The sequence below is a fragment of the Geodermatophilus sp. SYSU D00697 genome, from assembly GCF_054050175.1.
This window is the reverse complement of sequence record NZ_JBJGYV010000006.1, coordinates 56,610-73,967: the sequence shown is the minus strand read 5'-3', so window position 1 is coordinate 73,967 and position 17,358 is coordinate 56,610. Positions and strand designations below refer to the sequence as shown.

Genomic DNA, 17,358 nt, shown 5'->3' with positions numbered 1-17,358 from the left:
CCTCGGCCATGGCGTCAGCGTGCCACTCGGCAACTCAGGTGAGCGCCGGTCGTGCACCTGCCGGGCTGCACAGCCGGCTCGCTGACCGGCAGCACCACAGGAGACACAAAGCGTCGGCTTGGGCACCGTGTCGGGGTCCACGCAGCTCGCATGGCTCGGATGCCGCCCGTCCAAGCCACCATGGACACCCAGGTCGACGCCATCGGGCCGACCTCTGAGGGAGGGAGCTGCGATGACCGCTACCCGCACACCCGTGAACCCGTGGTCGTGGTCGCTCGCCTACGGGTTCAGCCAGGCGGAACTCGTGGAAGGCGTGAGCCGGGTACTCGTGCTCTCCGGGCAGGGCCCCGCGGCGGCCGACGGTACGACCCAGCACGCCGGCGACCTCCCGGCCCAGGTGTCTCTGTCGCTCGACAACATCGAGACCGTGCTCGACGGAGCCGGGATGACGCTCGGCAACGTCGTCCGCATCAGCGTGTTCACGACCGACGTCGACGCGATGCTGGGCGTCTGGGGCGACCTGACCAAGCGCTTCCAGGCGGCCGGAGTTCGGCCGACGAGCACGCTGGTCGGCGTGACCCGCCTCGCCTTTCCCGAGATGATGGTGGAGATCGAGGCCACCGCCGTGGACTGACCCGCGACCTCCGTCGCCTCTGCGCCGAGCGCTGAACTGGACACATCCGATCACCCTCATCACCCGTACTCACCCGGGGCTGACCGCGGCGCCAGGTGAGGTTGCCTGAACGGTCGCGTCCCCGCTGCTCGCCGTCGCTGTGGTCAACGTCAGCGAAGGGCGCGTCGTCAGCGCTGACTGCTGGGGGCACCACGGGCCACGTTCTTGATTGCCCTGGAGGAGTCCGTTACTCCCCACTGCCCCTGAGCGGCCCACCATGGGACAGCCCGGGCGGGCTAGTGCCCGACTCGCCTGCTCGACACCGAGGGCGCAGCGCCATGACGATGGCCCAGGCCTGCCACTGCGTCGTGGTGCAGGGCTCGCACGACGTTGCCCCACCGGCCGTAGCACCGGGACTGGCCCCAGGGTGCTGCGGGCGTTTCCGCAGATCGAGAGGAGTCTTGGGCTCGCCACGGCGGGATCGGGCACCTCGTCGTGGTGCAATCCTCCTGACTGGGAGGTCCACCATGGGCGTCGTCATTGCCATCGTCGTCGCGGTTGTACTGCTGCTTGCCCTTGTCGTGTGGGCGCGGTTGCCCGAGTTGGACCGCCGCCAATGCGGCGCCGACTCCGTCGACCGCAACGAGTACGACACCCGGTTCGCCCCGCCGTCGTCATCGACCGCGGCCAACAGCGCCTGGGGCGGCAGCGGGTGGAGCGGCGGCGCCGGCGGCTGCTGAGGAGAGCTCGGTGCGCCTTCAGCCGCCCTGGACGCCGGCGATCGTCGCCTCGAACACCCAGGCGCCCGCCTGCCAGTCGTTGGTCACGTAGTCCTCGTCGCATCTGTGGGCCGTGGGACTTCCTGGACCATCTGTTGCGCCCCTTTGACCACCGTCAGACCGTTGCCGGCCTCGCACTCGCGGACAACCCGGCCGGCCGGTCGGCGGGCGCCTCGTCTGAAGGAGCGATCCGGGGCGCTTGGCCTCGTGTGACAGGCGGACCGCGCGGGGTATTGGCCGCCCGTGTCCGAAAGCGGCCCACTCGAGGCGAGTGACCGACCTCGGACCTCCAGTGCCAGCGTTCGCCCGGTCGACCAGGTCCCCAACGGCTGGTCGACTGGCGGACACCGGGTGGCGCCTGCCAACCTCGCTCACTTCGCCGCTTGCGTGATGCGATCGCGAAGGCGCCCATACCCAGCCAGCCGGCCGCCAGGACCGTGAGACTGACTCTCAGGAACGTGTCGGACCTTGTGAGCCACTGACCCGTGGCAAGTACCGCCCAGATGGTTCCGAAGACGAACCAGTACTTCGGCCTCGGGCGCCGGTCCCCGGGTGTGCTCACGCTCGAGGTCCATCTGCGCGGGAGAAGCCCGGGCAAGGCGCGGATCGCCGCTCCGACATCCCCGCTGGTGCCACCCGGGGTCAGCGGCCCTCGTGTCTCTGAGCGGCCCAGTTGGGGACACTCTGCGCATCATGGTCGTCATGATGGCGCGCGCACGCCTGGTCGGGATTGCGCCGTGACTGCGATCCAGAAGTGGGGTGTCGCCGTCGCTGCCGTGGCGATCGGTACATGGATCGTCTTCGCGATCGCGGTTGTCTCTACAGCTCCCGAGGACGGCGCGAACATCGGCGCGGGTCTCCTGGGAATGCTCGGCATCGCCCTTTCGATCGCGGCGGCGGTCGTCCTTGTCGTCGGCACCCGGTCAACGTCGGCGCGTGCGGGGGGCGCTGTCTGCATCGCCCTCCTGGCTGTCTTCTGGCTCGTCGCCCCCGACGATGGTGTGGCGGACGGGGTCAAGATCGGCATGTTGGTCGCCGCTGTCGCCGGCCTGGCAGCGAGTGCCGGCACCGTCGCTCTTGAGCGCAGGCAACAGCCCTGAAGCCGTGCTTCCGGCGAGCCGACCGGGTGTCCCAGAGCGGCCCACTTGAGGACACCTCGAACCCGCTCTCTAGCGCTTGGCCAGCCATCCCCTGACACGGGGCGATGCCGTCAAGACTCCAGCAGCGAGGGGCACCAGGCTCGCGAGAGCCACCCAGACCAAGACACCGGCCATGCCCTCAGCACGAAGCTCCGGATCCAGGAAGGCTCCGACGCTCACGATGACGAGCGCTCCGGCAGCACCTGCAATCAGCAGCGTCCGACCGCGCCGACTCAGGAGTCGCCTCGCCCCGACGAGCAACGCCGTCACGATGACCGCCGACGGCACGCACAGCCAGGTCGCGACCGGCGACTCGCTGACGAGACGGACAGCGCCAGCCACGAGGACCGTCATCGCGGCCGCTGCAACGCCTGGCCAGCCGGCGGCTGTAGCTGTCGACGGCCGCGCTTCCCGGAGTGGCCACACTGCTCGAGGTGTCGGAAGCGGCGGAGTCGCACCGGGTGGGGCCCACCGAGGTCACGCCGCCAGGGTGCCAGTCGCGCAACCTATCGGGCGGCTACCCGTCCTGCGCTCGCCCGTCCGAGGGGGAAGTGTCCCCAAGCGGCCCACTCAGGGACACGGCAGGGACCTGCAGGCTCCCCTGGCACTGCGCCCACCGGACACGGCGGGATCCTCGCCCTGCGCCTACTCGGCAGGACGACACGTGCCGGCCGCATCACCAGCTAGGGGCTCAACTGCTGTTGGATCGCGGCAAGATCGATCCAGGCGCTCTCTCGGCTGATCAGGCCATCGCGGAAGTCGAAGATGTGCAAGAAGCGGGTGTGCACCGGTCGGCCCTGCCCGTCCATACCGAATGGGCGCCCCACCGCGGTGGCGTGCAGGACCGACTCGTCAACTACGTGGTCGGCGCCGTACCGACGGCGGACGGGTTCGAAGCGATCGATCCGCAAGTCAGCGAACAGCGCGCGGTAGAACTGCTCGATCTCTGACGTACCGTGCAGCGTCGGGCCGGGGCGCCCGACGACGTCGTGCTCGGCATCGGGCTGAAAGCCCGCAACGAGCGCGGCCAGATCGCCGGTTTCCTCCGCTCGGTAGTGGCCGTCGACGAGTGCGTCCATGCGCTCCTGAGACATCTGAGCTCCGGGCACGGGCGCCGTGGTGGTCATGTCGTCCTCCTTGACAAGCCCTCGTTGTCAGGACTCGGCCATGGTGGCCTTCCGAGCAGCTCGCGACCAGCCGCCCTGGCCCCAAACGTGTACTGGTGAGGGCAACCCGGTCTGCCCAGCCGTGAGCTGCCTGTTCGGTTGCGTCGCCTCCGGGGTGGCGGCCTGTCCCTGAGGCCGCCTTCAGGGACACGCGGTGGGCAGCGCTCACTCGCCTTACAGCGGCTCTCAGTCCGCACAGAGTCCGCAAGTGGGCCGCAAACATCCAGCCGCGGCCGCGTGCCGCCAACGGCACAACCGTTGCGCAACTGCCGTACTGAACGGCGCCCGACGATGGTGAGATGGACCGTCACGGTCCCCGGCGTACAGGCCAACTCCTCCGTCGCCCGCTCTGCCTGCAGGAGAGCGCAGAGGTGGGCGTCTTCGATCCCTTCCACACGACGGCGGGACCGATGAGATCGTCGGCGTCCGCCGGTCCGAGTTCCCAGTCCGAGTCGCGACCAGGAGGACGCATGCGGAAGATCGTCGTGCACATGGGGCTGTCGCTGGACGGCTACTTCGAGGGGCCGGACCACGACCTGAGCTGGCACCGGGTCGACGAGGAGCTGCACGCACACTTCAACGAGCACCTCGCGACCCACGGCGCCTTCATCGAGGGCCGGGTCACCTACGAGGGCATGGAGGCGTTCTGGCCGACCGCCGACCAGGACCCGGACCTCTCGCCTACCGTGCGCGCGTTCGCCGGCATCTGGCGGGCGGTGCCGAAGATCGTGTTCTCCCGCACGCTGCAGGAGGTCGGCCCCAACGCCTCGCTGCGGAGAGAGGTGGACCCCGACGAGATCCGCGCACTGAAGCAGCAGCCCGGCGGGGACATGACGGTCGGCGGGGTCGACCTGGCCGAGACCTTCCGCCGACTGGACCTGGTCGACGAGTACCGGCTCTACGTCAACCCGGTCGTCCTCGGCCGCGGTCGACGGCTCTTCGAGACCGCCGACCACCCGACCGACCTGGAGCTGGTGGAGAACCGGCGGTTCGGCAACGGTGTCGTCCTGCTGCGCTACGCCGTCCGACGTCCCTAGAGGTCGGCGCCTGGCACAGCGGAACGCTGTGCCCTGAGGCGGGTCCCACGCGGTGGGACCCCGCCTCAGGGCACGCCCTCCGGCTCGTCCGGTGCCTGCGTTCCAGCGGGCGGGCCCTCAGCCGAGCTGCTCCGCGAGCATGACGATGATCCCCTCGGGGCCGCGGACGTAGCAGAGCCGGTAGCTGTCCTCGTAGCGCACCACCTCGCCCACGAGCTCCGTGCCGCGGGCGCGCAGCCCGGCCACGGCGGCGTCGATGTCGTCGACGGCGAAGGCGACCCGGCGGATGCCCAGGGTGTTCGGCGGCGCGTCCTGGTCACCGGCCCGCGCAGGCGGGGAGTGGAACGCATCAGCTCGAGCCGGCCGTGACCGTCCGCGGTCTGGAGCATCGCGACCTCCACGCGGACGCCCTCGAGCGCCACGACGCGGTCGACCCAGTCGCCCTCGACCGGACCCCTCCCCAGGAGCCCGAGCCCGAGCTGGACGAAGAAGTCGGTCGCGGCCGAGAGGTCGTCGACCACGATGCCCACGTCCTCCAGGCGTCGGATCGTCATGCGGGTCTCCCTCCTCCGGACGAGGTCCCCTCCGTGGTCCTGGCCCGCGCGCGGGCGGCCTGGCGGACCAGGTGGTCGCGCTCGGCGACGTCCGTGGCGCGACCGGCGGCCTCCGCGTACGCCGCGCCGGCGGCGGGCAGGTCGCCGGCGAGCTCGTGCAGGTGGCCGCGGACGGCGTGCCACCGGTGCCGCTCGCCGAGCACCTCGCGCAGCCGGTCGGTCTCGCGCAGCCCGGCGGCGGGGCCGAGGACGTGGCCGACGGCGACCGCGCGCCCGAGGACCGCGGCGGGGTCCTGGCGCACCGGGTCGTCGCTGAGTGCGACGAGGTCGTCGTACCAGGCGAGGATCTGCGGCCAGTCGGTCTCCTCGGCGCTCGCGGCGTCGTCGTGCAGCGCGGCGATGGCGGCCTCGACCTGGTAGCGGCCGGGACGCTGGAGCGCCAGCGCCGACTGCAGGACGCGCACCCCCTCGGCGATCTGACGGGTGTCCCACAGGCCGCGGTCCTGGCGGTCGAGCGGGACCAGGCGCCCCTCCGCGTCCCGTCGCGCCGGGAGGCGGGCGTGGTTGAGGAGCATCAGCGCGAGCAGCCCCCGGGCCTCCGGCTCCTCGGTGGCGAGGGTGAGCTGGCGGGCGAGCCGGATCGCCTCGGCGGCCAGGTCCACCCGGCCCGCGTGGCCGGCCGTGTAGACGAGGTAGAGCACGCGCAACACGACGGCGAGGTCGCCGGGGGAGTCCAGCCGGCGCCCCTGCAGGGCCCGCTTGGCCCGGCTGATCCGCTGCGCCATGGTCGCCTCCGGGACGTAGAAGGCGTCCGCGATCTCCCGGGTGGTGAGGCCGCCGACGGCGCGCAGGGTCAGCGCCACCTGGGAGGCGGGTGCGAGGTCGGGGGAGCAGCAGCAGAAGAGCAGGAAGAGGGTGTCGTCACCCTCCTCGGTCGCGCCGGGTGGCGGCTCGGCGTACGTCACCTCCTCGCGCCGGGCCCGGGCGGCCTCGCTGCGGCGGGCGTCGACGAGCCGCCGGGTGGCGACCGTCGTCAGCCACGCGCGCGCATCGCGCGGGGGGTGCTCGGGCCACACCCGCAGCGCCTCCAGCAACGCCTCCTGCAGCGCGTCCTCGGCGGCGTCGAAGTCCTCGCCCCGCCGGACCAGGCCCGCGAGCACCCGGGGGACGAGAGCGCGCAGCGCGCCCTCGTCCCCCGGTCGCGTCGGCTCGTCGACCACGCCCGATCAGCCGTCCGCCGGCGTCCCGGACATGACCTCCCGGACGTCGATCCACTCGTACAGCGGCCCTCCGCCCGGGCCGGGCTCGGAAGAGATGTGGGCCGCGATCTCGAGCGCGCGCTCGCGCGACTCGACGTCGACCATGTACCAGCCCGCCACGAGGTCACTGGTCTCGGGCAGCGGCCCGTCGGTGGTGACCGGCGCGGCGTCCGGACCGCCGTAGCGCACCCACGTCTGGACCGGCGTGAGCGCCTGCACGTCGACGAGCTCGCCGTTCTCCTCGAGCAACTGGTTGACGTGCTTCAGGAAGGCCATGTGCGCCTCGACGTCCTCGGGGGCCCACTGGTCCATCGGGGGGAAGGGGCGGTGCGGCTCCGGGCCGCCGCGGTAGTGCTTGAGGAGCAGGTACTTCGGCATGGTGGCCTCCGGGTCTCGTGGGCCGCGCCTGTCGTGGCCCTCACCTGGTGAGCGGAGCCGGTTCGGGGTCCTCGACATGCAACCACCCGTCCGGCGCGGGGATCCTCAGCGCGGGCGGTCCGGACCGGGCGGACGGCGAACGGCGGAACCGGTGCCGGCCCCCCAGACCTGGGGGTCCCGGGCCGCTGCTCCCGAGGCGGCTGGGGGCACGACGACGCAGGTGACGGCTGGGGTCCCTGGGGCGCGCGGGGGGAGGTGCGCCTCGAGCCGTGCTTCCGGCGAGCCGCCCGCGTGGGTGACACTCCGCCGGGCTCGGAACCGGTCCCCGACGGGGTGGGGACGACGAGCCACGGGGGAGCGGGGGCACGCGTGTTCGATCCGGCTGTGGGTGCGATCCTGGCCCACCACGAGGGCAGGTCCGGCAACACGCTCATGCGGCGGGCCGCCGAGCAGGCCGTGGCGCTGGGCTACGAGCCCGTTCCCCCGCGAGGCAGCGGCCAGGCGAGGTACATCCGGCTGGTGCTCGACGCCCGGTGGGCCAGCGTCCCGGTGACGCTGTACCTGGAGGGCAATCGGCTCGTCGCCAACGGCACGCAGGTGCGCGACTTCGCCGCCTCGCTGCCCGGAGCCGTGCCGACACCACGCGGCGTGCAGTTCCCGCTGGGCACGGTCGAGCGGCAGGTGCTCGAGGCCGTCGCCACCTGGGCCCACGCCCGCGCGGTGCGCCCCGGCGAGGCTCGACCGATCGCTGTGGCGCCGCCGGCCGGCCCCGCGGCACCCGGGCACGCGCCCCTCCGGGCCGGGGGAGGGCCCGCAGCGGGTCCGCGCCGGCCGGCCGTCGCCGCCGCCGTCGTGGCGGTCCTGGTCCTGCTCGGCGCGCTGACCGGCGGGGCCGGCGGCGCCCTCGTCCTCGGCGGGCTCGCCGTCGCCGCCGTGGGCGGGATCGCCCTCGTCCGCGGCCGGGCTCCCTGGGTCCGCATCGCCACGCGCGGTGTGAGCGGGGCCGTCGCGGCCGGTGGCCTGGCGCTGGTGGTCGCCGGCGGCACGCTCCTGCCGACCCCGACCGCCGCCACGGCCAGGAGCGAGCCGCTGCCGTCGGCCCCCGCCCCCGCGCCGGCGAGCCCGTCGACCTCGGAGGCGGACATCGCCGCCGCCGAGGCCGCGCTCGTGGAGGCGGAGACCGACGAGCGGGCCGTCGCCGGGGTCGACCGGACGACCGGGCTGCTGTCCGACGGCGCCACGCAGACCGCCGTGCAGGAGGCGGCGCGGACCTCGGCACTGGCCGCGCTGGCCGCCGTCGAGGTCAAGGGCCGGGCGCCGCGGACCGGGTACGACCGGGACCTGTTCGGCAGCGGGTGGGTGGACACCGACCGCAACGGGTGCGACACCCGCAACGACGTCCTCGCCCGCGACCTGACGGGGGAGACGGTCAAGCCGGGCACCCGGGACTGCGTCGTCCTGATGGGCACCCTGGCCGACCCCTACTCCGCCACGACCATCTCCTTCCAGCGCGGGCAGGACACCAGCGACGACGTGCAGATCGACCACGTCGTCGCGCTGTCGGACGCCTGGCAGAAGGGCGCCCAGGGCTGGGACACCGCCCGGCGCACCGCCTTCGCCAACGACCCGCTCAACCTGCTCGCCGTCGACGGCCCGCTCAACATGCAGAAGGGCGACGGCGACGCGGCCACCTGGCTGCCGCCGAACACCGCCTACCGGTGCGCCTACGTCGCCCGGCAGGTCGCGGTGAAGGTCAGCTACGGGCTGTGGATGACCCAGGCGGAGGAGAACGCCATCGCGACCGTGCTCACCGCCTGCCCGGACGAGCCGCTGCCCGGCGGCGTGGTCGCCACGCTGCCCAAGCCCGCGCCGGAGAGCTCCCCGGCTCCCCAGGTCGTCCCGGTGCCGGTCCCCGCCGAGGAGCCCGGCACCGACGTCGTCCCGGTGCCGGCACCGCGACCGGCCCCCGCCCCCGCACCGCGACCGGCCCCGGCTCCCGTTCCGGCCCCGGCCCCTGCTCCGGCACCTGCACCTGCACCTGCACCTGCGCCCGACGTCCACTACCGGAACTGCGATGCGGTGCGGGCCGCCGGCGCTGCCCCCATCCACCCCGGGGACCCCGGCTGGCAGCCGAAGTTCGACCGGGACGAGGACGGCGTCGGCTGCGAGTGAGCCGGCTGGTCAGGCTGCCCGGTGTGACCGGCGGCGGAGGCGCCGGGCGACCAGGTGGTCGACCCCGAGGCGGCCCGAGCCGGTCACCGCGAGCACGAGGCTCAGCAGCCCGAGCGTGATGACGAGCTCGGGGCCGTTGTGGTCCATGGCGAACAGGCCGCTGGTGTGCACGAAGACCCAGGCCCCGACCATGTTCAGCGCCATGAGGACGCCGACGACCGGGACCGCGGCGCCGACGATCATCGCGATCCCGCCGACGAGCTCGAAGAGCACGTTGGCCGGGCCGGTCACGCTGCCGAGCGGGACGCCCGACTGCTCGAACAGCCGCCCGACCCCGCTCAGGCTGCCGCCGAAGTCGTACTCGAGCTTCGCGTGCGCCACCATGATCACGCCCAGGCCGATCCGGGCGAGGAGCAGGACGACGTCGCGGGCGGTCTGGGTCAGGCCGGTGTCCCGGGTCTGCGGAGTGCGGTCGGTGATGGTCATGATCGGAGTCCCTCCGGGGTGTCGGCCTCCCGGGCGGTCGCCCGCGGAGCCTCACCAGGACGACGAACGAACGGTCTCCGTTTCGACCTCGTCGCGGACGCGAAGTCATCGGCGGGATCGAGCCGGTCGGTGCGGGAGCGACCGTAGGAGTTGAAGCGCGCTCGAGGTCAACGGGCGCTGGAACGACCTCGCCGAAGCCTCGGGCCAGAGGCGGGGAGAAGGCGCCGCGGAGCCGGTCCGCGGCCGCGTACGTACCGTGGTGGGGGTGAGCCTCGCCCCGGCATCGACCGTCGTCCTGCACGACTCCTTCGCCCGTGAGCTGCCGGAGCTGGCGATCCCGTGGCGGGCCGCGGAGGCGCCGGACCCGCGGCTGCTCGTCCTCAACGAGTCCCTGGTCACCGAGCTCGGCCTCGACCCGGTCGCGCTGCGGACCCCGGAGGGCATCGGCCTGCTGGTGGGCACCTCCCTGCCCGCCGACGCCCACCCCGTGGCGCAGGCCTACGCCGGCCACCAGTTCGGCTGGTACTCCCCGCGGCTCGGGGACGGCCGCGCGCTGCTGCTCGGTGAGCTGGACGGCCCCGACGGCCCGCGCGACCTGCACCTCAAGGGTGCGGGCCGCACGCCGTTCTCCCGCGGGGGCGACGGGCTGGCCGTGGTCGGTCCGATGCTGCGCGAGTACGTCGTCAGCGAGGCGATGCACGCCCTCGGCATCCCGACGACCCGCTCGCTCGCGGTCGTGGCGACCGGCCGTCCCGTGCGCCGCGAGACGATGCTGCCGGGCGCGGTGCTCGCCCGGGTCGCGAGCAGCCACCTGCGCGTCGGCAGCTTCCAGTACGCCCGCGCCACGGACGACGTCGACCTGCTGCGGCGCCTGGCCGACCACGCGATCGCCCGGCACCACCCCGGTGCGGCGGAGGCCGAGAACCGCCACCTCGCGCTGTTCGAGGCGGTGGTCGCCGCCCAGGCGGCACTGGTGGCCCGCTGGATGCTCGTCGGGTTCGTGCACGGGGTCATGAACACCGACAACGTGACGATCTCCGGCGAGACCATCGACTACGGGCCCTGCGCCTTCCTCGACGCGTACGACCCCGCCACGGTGTTCAGCTCCATCGACGAGAGCGGGCGCTATGCCTACGGCAACCAGCCGGTCGTGACCGAGTGGAACCTGGCCCGGTTCGCCGAGGCCCTCCTCCCGCTGCTGTCCGACGACCAGGAGCAGGCGGTCGCCCTCGCGGTCGAGTCGCTCGGCGCGTTCCGCTCGCACTACGGCGCCGCGTGGTCGGCCGGCATGCGCGCCAAGCTCGGCCTGCGCGACGGTCCGGACGACGCGGTGACCACGCCCCTGGTCGACGACCTGCTGACCCTGCTGGAGCGCAACCGCGTCGACCTCACGTCGGCCTTCCGGCTCCTCGGCACCGCCGCGCGCGGGGACGCCGAGCCCGTGCGCCGCCTCGTCCTCGACCTCGCGGGGTTCGACGCCTGGATCGAGCGGTGGCGGTCCCTGGAGCCCGACGCCGACCTGATGGACCGGACCAATCCGGTCTACATCCCGCGCAACCACCTGGTGGAGGAGGCGCTCGCCGCCGCGACCACCGGCGACCTGGACCCGCTGGAGCGGTTGCTGGAGGTGCTGGCCCGCCCCTTCGACGAGCGCCCCGGCCTCGAGCGCTACGCGGCGCCCGCCCCCGACTCCGGCCGCTACGTGACGTACTGCGGGACGTGAGCCGGCAGCGACCCTGTCCGGTGGCATCCGGGCGCAGTACCGGAACGCGCCTGATCCGATACGGATCGTCCCGACGCGCAGCCGACCGCGATCGACGGGCAGGGACCTGGGTCACCAGTTCGGCGCGACCCCTTCCCACCAACGGAACTCCGGGGTTCCATGCTGGCGCGCTCCACCACCGGGGTGCCTGATCCACGGGGGAACCGTGCCGCTCGCCCAGCACCACCCGTACGACCGCTCCGCCTTCCCGCCCCCGCCGCGGGTGCTCGTCGTCGACGACCACCGCACCTTCGCCGAACTGCTCTCCGGCGCCCTGGAGGCGGCCGGGATGGACGTCCTGGGGACGGCGCACTCCGCCGCGCAGGCCGTCGCGATGGCCGGCGACCTGCAGCCCGACATCGTCGTGATGGACATCGAGATGCCGCGCCAGGACGGGCTGTCCGCGACCCGTCGGCTGCGCGAGGTCGCCCCGGACGCCGTCGTCGCGGTGGTCACCGCGCACCGCGACCCGGAGTGGGTGGTGCGCGCCACGCAGGCCGGGGCGTCCGCGTTCATCCCCAAGGACGGCTCGCTGGCCGAGATGATCGACGTCCTCACCCGCGTGCGGGGCGGCCAGATGCTCGTCGCACCGTCCACCTTCTCCGCCGGGCCGACCCCCGGGAGGCGGCCCGTGCCGGTCAACGAGCCGCGGCCGACCCTGACCCGCCGTGAGCAGGAGGTCCTCGACTGCCTGGGCCAGGGCATGCAGGTGAAGGCCATCGCCCGGGTCCTCGGGATCACCCTGGAGACGTGCCGGGGCTACGTGAAGTCGCTGCACGTCAAGCTCGGCGTCCGGTCGCAGCTGGAGGCCGTCGTCAAGGCCCAGCAGCTCGGCCTGCTGTCCCCCGCTCCGGAGTGACCGCCAGCTGCCGGGACGGCCGCGCCGGAGGGCTCAGACGATCAACCGGCTGAGGACCTCCACCCAGGCCGACCGGACGGCCGGCGGCTGATCGGCCACCACCGTCCTGAGGTCGGCCTCCGAGGGGGAGCCCTCCCGGGCGATGACCTCGAAGCCGAGCCGGTCGACCAGGGTGCGGATCCGCTCGGCCGCGAGTCCGGCGTCGAGCAGGGGCTGGAGGACCCAGTCCGGGTGGGGCGCCTGGAACTCCACGCCCCCACTTCGGCCCGCGGGGCCGCGGTGGATGCACCGGCGTCGTCAGGGGACGAGCGCGAGCTTGCCGACGACCTCCCGGCGGGCGAGGCGGGCGAGGGCGTCCGCCGCCTGCTCCAGCGGGAGGCAGGTGGGCGCCGGTGGGTGCAGTTCGCCACCCGCGACACGGCCCAGCACGCCGGCCAGGAGGGCGGTCGCCGCCCCGGGGTCGGTCCGCGCCCAGTGGCCCCAGTCGACGCCGACCACGCTGCGGTTGCGCAGCAGCACGATGTTGGCCGGCAGCCGCGGGATCTCGCCGCCGGCGAACCCGAGCACGCAGAACCGGCCGCCGGCGGTCAGGGAACGGAGCGCCTCCTCGGCCAGCGACCCCCCGACCGGGTCGACGACGACGTCCGCCCCGCCGCCGGTGACCTCCCGCACGCGGGCCTTGAGGTCGCTGTAGTCGAGGGTCACCTCGGCGCCGGCCGCCTCCGCGGCGGCCCGCTTGGCCGCGGTCGACGCCGCCGCCACGACCCGCGCGCCGGCCGCACGGGCGACGTCCACGGCGGCGAGGCCGATCCCACCCCCGGCCCCGAGGACCAGCACCCACTCACCGGCGCGGACCGGCACGCGGGAAGCGAGGGCGAAGCTCATCGTGCTGTAGTTCTCGACCGCGGTGACGGCTCGTGCGGGCGCCAGGCCGGCCGGGAGCGGGACGACCGCGATGGCCGGTGCGACCAGGTCGGTCGTGAACCCCCCGCCGGCCATCGACAGCACCACCACCGGGTCCCCGGCGGCGACGCCGGCCACGTCCGGGCCCACCGAGCGCACCCGGCCGGCCACCGCCGTCCCCGGGGTGTGGGGGAGCGGCGGTCGCACCTGGTAGCGCCCCTGCACGATGAGCCCGTCGACGAAGCTGACCGCCGCCGCCTCCACGGCGACGGCGACCTCGCCCGGCCCCGGTTCCCGATCGGCCTCCTCCACCAGCTCCAGTCGGTCGACCGGGCCGAACTCCTGGCACACGATGCGTCGCACTGCGTCCTCCCGCGAGCCGCTCGATGGTGCCGCCCCGAGCATGGGGCACCGCGGCCGCGGCGGCACTACGGTCTCCGGGGGTGACCCCTCCCCGCACCCGCCCGCCCGGGATGGCCGACGAACGGACCCAGTTGCTCGGCTGGCTGGACCTGCAGCGCGCGCTGGTCCCCTACAAGTGCGAGGGCCTCTCCGAGGACGACGCCCACCGCGCGGTGCTGCCCACGTCGCCGGTGATGACCGTCGCGGGACTGGTCTCCCACCTGCGCTGGGTCGAGCACTGCTGGTTCGAGGTCCTCTTCCTCGACCGGCCCTCCGGCGTCAACCCGCAGTTCGGCGACGTCCCGGAGGCCGACTTCCAGGTCGGGGACACCCCGCTGCCGGTGCTGCTCGACGAGTACGCCCGCCAGTGCGCCGTCTCCGACGGCATCGTCGCCGAGTGGTCGCTGGACGCGCTCGGGCAGAACACGGAGTACGGCGCCGACGGCCTCACCCTGCGCTGGATGCTCATCCACGTCGTCGAGGAGGTCGCCCGGCACGTCGGGCACCTGGACCTGATCCGGGAGCAGCTGGACGGCGCCCGCGGCTACTACTGAGCCGGCGTCAGCGCCGGTGCCGGGAGCCGGACGGCGGCGCTCCGCGGGCGGTGCGGGCGAAGGCGCGGGCGTACCAGGTCGCCGTCCCGGCGGTGGCGACGGCCCACGCCGCCAGGGCCCAGGCCAGCGGGCTCACGACCACTCCCAGTCCGCGGCGGGCAGCGCGCGGGGGAGTGGCCGCTGCTCGGCCAGCGCGGCCCGCAGCCGCTCCGCGGTCCGCCGGCGCACGTCGGCCCGCTCGCGCAGCAGCGCGGCCAGCGCGGGGTCGTCGGCGCGCCCCGCCCGCCGCTCCAGCACCGCCGCCGTCTCGACGTAGACCGCCGCCTGCCGCAACTGCTCAATGAGGCCCGGGCCCGAATCCGGTCGCTGGGCCGGCCGACGGCCACCCGACGGGACGCGGTCGCCGCACCCGGCCGGAGCGGCCGTCCTCGAGTGCACCGCACCGCACCGCGGCAGCTGGTCCCCGTCGTCCTCGGAGCGTCGCCTCGTCACAGTGGCATTCCCCTCGTCGACTTCGCCGGACCGTCATGAGGAAGACGCGCCGGCCGCCGCGGGATGACGCGGAGGGGTCAGGACGGGCCGCGCCGGGCCATGTCGTAGCTGGCCAGCACCTCGAGCAGGAAGGACGACGCCGAGCGCGCCACCACGGGGACCTCGTCGGCCGCGGTGTCCCGCAGCACCTCGGTGAGGACCTCGTGGTGGACCTGCACGACCTCCAGCAGGCTGCGCCCGGCGGCCAGCGCGGTGCGGCCGAGCTGGTAGCCGGCGGTGAGGGAGGTCTCCTCGTGCCGGGACAGGTACCGCAGGAAGGCCGCCCGGTAGTCCCGCAGCAGGTCCGCGTGCCCCCTCATGCCCCCGGGACCGGCCGCGTCGCCAGCAGCCGGTCGAGCTCGGCGAGCCCCTCCTCCAGGTCCAGCGCGGTGGTCACCGATCCGGTGTCCATGCCGAGCTCGACCATGGTGTAGGCGACGTCGGGCTGGATGCCGACGATGACGGTGACCGCACCGCGCAGCCGCGCCATCTCGGCGATGCCGCGCAGGGTCCGGGTGCCGAAGGAGTCCAGGACGTCGAGGGCGGCGACGTCGATCACGACGCCCCGGGCGCGGTCGGCGCCGATCCGGTCCACGAGGTCGCGCTGGAACCGCACCAGCTGCGAGTCGTCCAGCGCGGTGTGCACCGAGGCGATCAGGTAGGGCCCCTGCCGCAGGATCGAGAACAGCCGCGGGCCGGTCACGTCCCACCGCCCCCGTCGTCCCGGCTGACCGCGTAGCCCAGCAGCCGCTCGGCCTCTTCCAGGCCGCCCTGCAGATCGCCGATGGTGTTCATCTTCGACAGGTCGACGCCGATGGTGACCAGCGTCTGGGCGATCTCCGGCGACAGCCCGGTGATGATCACGCTGGCGCCCATCAGCCGCGAGGCGTCCACGGTCCGCACCAGGTGGTTGGCGACGGACTCGTCGACGTCCGGGACGCCGGTGATGTCGACGACCACGACCTTCGCCCGGTGCGTGCGGATGCCGCTGAGCAGTTGCACGGTCAGCTGCCGGGCGCGCTCGCGGTCGAGCATCCCGATGATCGGCAGGATGAGCAGCCGCTCCCGTACCGGCAGCACCGGGGTGGACAGCTCGCGGATGGAGTCCTGCTGCTGGCGGATGACCCGTTCCCGCTCCTCGACGAAGCTCACCGCGACGGTGTTGGCGATCCGGTTGGCGGCGGGCTCGTAGGCGTCGAGCACCCGGTTGAGCAGGGCGAAGTCGCGCTGGTACTTCTCGAACAGCGACCGGGCCAGGACGTCGCGGAGCAGCAGGACGATCCCGACGACCTCGTGGGTCTCCACGCCGCGCGGGATGATCCGCTCGGACAGGTCGCGCGCGTAGTGCTGCAGCGCCTCCACGCTGCCGGTCTCCAGCACCTCGACGTAGTTGTCGTAGACCAGCGTGGTCTCGGCGGCCATCTCCTGCGACGTCATCGCCTGCAGGAGGTGCGCCTCCTGGATGCGCCGGGCCCACTCCTGCCGCAGCCGCGTCCGGTGCTCGCGCAGGTGCGCGACCAGCTGCGGGAGCAGGCCGTCCTGGTCGAGATGGCCGTCCGCCGGCGCCGCGGTCACGGTCGGGTTCTCGTTCCGGGTCATGCCTCACCCCGCCACTTCGTCATGGTCACCGTCGTCCCGCGGCCGGTCTCGGAGACCACCGCGAACTCGTCCATCAGCCGCCGGGCGCCGGGCAGCCCCAGCCCGAGCCCCTGGTAGGTGCTGTAGCCGTCCTGCAGCGCCTGCTCCACGTCGGGGATCCCCGGGCCGGCGTCGCGGGCGACGATCGAGATGCCGCAGCGCGGCTCGGCCAGCTCGGCCACCACCACCTCGCCGGTGTCGGCGAAGCGCACGATGTTGCGGGCCACCTCGGAGACGGCGGTGGCGATCAGCGTGATGTCGGTGGGCGAGAAGCCCAGCCGGGTGGCGATCTCCCGGGCGGCCTGCCGTGCGGCGACGACGTCGGCGTCGGTCCGGACGGGGACGCGCACCTCGTCGTCCCGGGACCGTCCCCGCTCCAGCAGCGGCCCGGCGAGGCGCGCGCAGACCTCGCACTCCAGCAGGTGACGGGCCGCGTCGACCTCCCGCTGGCGGCGCCGGTCGCCGCTGGAGAGGGCCATCAGCACCGGTCGGCACCGCTCGGTCGGCGGCTCCACCCGCTCGGACACCAGCAGGTACTCCACCCGGAGCCGGGCCCGGGTGCGGTTGAGCTGGGCCGCGACCGCACCGGCCGTGGAGCCGAGCTCGGCGGCCAGCGAGCGGGTGTCCTGGCCGGCGACCTCGTGGGCGAGCAGCGTGCTCCGCTCGCGGTCGGACAGCCGGTCGAGCGCCTCCGCGACCGCCGCCCGGTCCTCCTGGGCGAGGACGTCCTCGTCGGGGGCCGGTGGGGGTCGCAGGTCGATGACGCGGTGCTGGTTGCGCCGCTGCCGGTCCTGGTCCCGCCACAGGGAGGCGACCACGTTGCGCGCGGTCACGATGGCGTAGGGCTCGAGCATGCCGGGCTCGATCCGGTCGGACGCGGCGAGCAGGCGGGCCAGCGTCTCCTGGACCAGGTCGTCGGCGGTGGCCGCGTCCGGGACGCGGGAGGCCACGATGCGGCGGACGAGCGGGATCAGGGCTGCGACGTCCGGAGACGCGCTGCCCTCGTCGGGGGTGCCCACCGGCTCGACGGCCGCCACCCGCCGGACGCTACCTCTGTCACCTCCGCCTCGGCGCGCGGAACGGTCCAGTGCGGCCCCCGGACCAGGACGTTCCGGATGCCGACGCC

21 protein-coding genes are annotated in these 17,358 nt (G+C 73.9%); 8 read left to right on the top strand and 13 right to left on the bottom strand.

What is annotated here, in order from left to right; all coding sequences use genetic code 11:
* Positions 1-232 precede the first annotated feature (232 nt).
* From ACI79C_RS07630 to ACI79C_RS07620, 3 genes are all read left to right on the top strand, one after another.
* Positions 233-634 (top strand): RidA family protein, encoded by a 402-nt coding sequence (locus ACI79C_RS07630; protein ID WP_456945031.1) that lies wholly within the window; start codon positions 233-235, stop codon positions 632-634.
* A 506-nt stretch (positions 635-1,140) separates the two neighbouring features.
* A complete protein-coding gene (locus ACI79C_RS07625) occupies positions 1,141-1,353 on the top strand; it encodes a hypothetical protein (RefSeq protein ID WP_456945030.1) in 213 nt (70 codons plus the stop codon).
* Positions 1,354-2,129: 776 nt separating this feature from the next.
* Positions 2,130-2,492, top strand: a complete 363-nt coding sequence (locus ACI79C_RS07620; RefSeq protein WP_456945029.1) for a hypothetical protein — start codon at positions 2,130-2,132, stop codon at positions 2,490-2,492.
* 722 nt (positions 2,493-3,214) lie between these two features.
* Here the strand turns inward: ACI79C_RS07620 and ACI79C_RS07615 are convergent.
* On the bottom strand, positions 3,215-3,658 hold the full coding sequence (locus ACI79C_RS07615; RefSeq protein ID WP_456945028.1) for a nuclear transport factor 2 family protein: 444 nt from the start codon (positions 3,656-3,658) through the stop codon (positions 3,215-3,217).
* A 509-nt stretch (positions 3,659-4,167) separates the two neighbouring features.
* On the opposite strand from ACI79C_RS07615, the gene ACI79C_RS07610 reads away from it, so the two are divergent.
* Complete coding sequence (locus ACI79C_RS07610; protein ID WP_456945027.1) at positions 4,168-4,734, top strand: dihydrofolate reductase family protein; 567 nt, start codon at positions 4,168-4,170, stop codon at positions 4,732-4,734.
* 117 nt (positions 4,735-4,851) lie between these two features.
* Here ACI79C_RS07610 and ACI79C_RS07605 read toward each other — a convergent pair whose 3' ends face one another.
* From ACI79C_RS07605 to ACI79C_RS07595, 3 genes are all read right to left on the bottom strand, one after another.
* A complete protein-coding gene (locus tag ACI79C_RS07605; RefSeq protein ID WP_456945155.1) occupies positions 4,852-5,022 on the bottom strand; it encodes a VOC family protein in 171 nt (56 codons plus the stop codon).
* 262 nt (positions 5,023-5,284) lie between these two features.
* Complete coding sequence (locus tag ACI79C_RS07600; protein ID WP_456945026.1) at positions 5,285-6,508, bottom strand: RNA polymerase sigma factor; 1,224 nt, start codon at positions 6,506-6,508, stop codon at positions 5,285-5,287.
* Positions 6,509-6,514: 6 nt separating this feature from the next.
* A complete protein-coding gene (locus ACI79C_RS07595) occupies positions 6,515-6,925 on the bottom strand; it encodes a YciI family protein (protein ID WP_456945025.1) in 411 nt (136 codons plus the stop codon).
* A gap of 384 nt (positions 6,926-7,309) precedes the next feature.
* Between ACI79C_RS07595 and ACI79C_RS07590 the strand changes: the two genes are divergently transcribed.
* The gene (locus ACI79C_RS07590; protein WP_456945024.1) at positions 7,310-9,097 is read left to right on the top strand and encodes a GmrSD restriction endonuclease domain-containing protein; all 1,788 of its coding nucleotides are present in this window, start codon (positions 7,310-7,312) and stop codon (positions 9,095-9,097) included.
* Between the two features lie 9 nt (positions 9,098-9,106).
* On the opposite strand, the gene ACI79C_RS07585 is transcribed toward ACI79C_RS07590, so the two are convergent.
* Positions 9,107-9,583: a DoxX family protein gene (locus ACI79C_RS07585; RefSeq protein WP_456945023.1), complete on the bottom strand. Its 477-nt coding sequence runs from the start codon at positions 9,581-9,583 to the stop codon at positions 9,107-9,109.
* 265 nt (positions 9,584-9,848) lie between these two features.
* On the opposite strand from ACI79C_RS07585, the gene ACI79C_RS07580 reads away from it, so the two are divergent.
* Positions 9,849-11,306 (top strand): protein adenylyltransferase SelO, encoded by a 1,458-nt coding sequence (locus ACI79C_RS07580; protein WP_456945022.1) that lies wholly within the window; start codon positions 9,849-9,851, stop codon positions 11,304-11,306.
* A gap of 205 nt (positions 11,307-11,511) precedes the next feature.
* The gene (locus tag ACI79C_RS07575) at positions 11,512-12,204 is read left to right on the top strand and encodes a response regulator (protein ID WP_456945021.1); all 693 of its coding nucleotides are present in this window, start codon (positions 11,512-11,514) and stop codon (positions 12,202-12,204) included.
* Positions 12,205-12,237: 33 nt separating this feature from the next.
* Here ACI79C_RS07575 and ACI79C_RS07570 read toward each other — a convergent pair whose 3' ends face one another.
* Positions 12,238-12,456, bottom strand: coding sequence for a hypothetical protein (locus ACI79C_RS07570; protein WP_456945020.1), 219 nt, complete (start codon positions 12,454-12,456; stop codon positions 12,238-12,240).
* Positions 12,457-12,501: 45 nt separating this feature from the next.
* The gene (locus ACI79C_RS07565; protein ID WP_456945019.1) at positions 12,502-13,470 is read right to left on the bottom strand and encodes a zinc-binding dehydrogenase; all 969 of its coding nucleotides are present in this window, start codon (positions 13,468-13,470) and stop codon (positions 12,502-12,504) included.
* An 80-nt stretch (positions 13,471-13,550) separates the two neighbouring features.
* Between ACI79C_RS07565 and ACI79C_RS07560 the strand changes: the two genes are divergently transcribed.
* Complete coding sequence (locus ACI79C_RS07560; protein ID WP_456945018.1) at positions 13,551-14,063, top strand: DinB family protein; 513 nt, start codon at positions 13,551-13,553, stop codon at positions 14,061-14,063.
* Between the two features lie 7 nt (positions 14,064-14,070).
* Here ACI79C_RS07560 and ACI79C_RS07555 read toward each other — a convergent pair whose 3' ends face one another.
* The 6 genes from ACI79C_RS07555 to ACI79C_RS07530 form a co-directional block, all read right to left on the bottom strand.
* The gene (locus tag ACI79C_RS07555) at positions 14,071-14,199 is read right to left on the bottom strand and encodes a hypothetical protein (protein ID WP_456945017.1); all 129 of its coding nucleotides are present in this window, start codon (positions 14,197-14,199) and stop codon (positions 14,071-14,073) included.
* Positions 14,196-14,396, bottom strand: a complete 201-nt coding sequence (locus ACI79C_RS07550; RefSeq protein ID WP_456945016.1) for a hypothetical protein — start codon at positions 14,394-14,396, stop codon at positions 14,196-14,198. Before ACI79C_RS07550 ends, ACI79C_RS07555 begins: the two co-directional genes overlap by 4 nt.
* Before the next feature lie 236 nt (positions 14,397-14,632).
* Positions 14,633-14,914 (bottom strand): phosphatase RsbU N-terminal domain-containing protein, encoded by a 282-nt coding sequence (locus ACI79C_RS07545; RefSeq protein WP_456945015.1) that lies wholly within the window; start codon positions 14,912-14,914, stop codon positions 14,633-14,635.
* A complete protein-coding gene (locus ACI79C_RS07540; protein WP_456945014.1) occupies positions 14,911-15,297 on the bottom strand; it encodes an STAS domain-containing protein in 387 nt (128 codons plus the stop codon). Before ACI79C_RS07540 ends, ACI79C_RS07545 begins: the two co-directional genes overlap by 4 nt.
* A complete protein-coding gene (locus ACI79C_RS07535; RefSeq protein WP_456945013.1) occupies positions 15,294-16,193 on the bottom strand; it encodes an STAS domain-containing protein in 900 nt (299 codons plus the stop codon). Before ACI79C_RS07535 ends, ACI79C_RS07540 begins: the two co-directional genes overlap by 4 nt.
* A complete protein-coding gene (locus ACI79C_RS07530) occupies positions 16,190-17,269 on the bottom strand; it encodes a sigma-70 family RNA polymerase sigma factor (protein WP_456945012.1) in 1,080 nt (359 codons plus the stop codon). The genes ACI79C_RS07535 and ACI79C_RS07530 overlap by 4 nt, the downstream gene beginning before the upstream one ends.
* Positions 17,270-17,358: the final 89 nt, after the last annotated feature.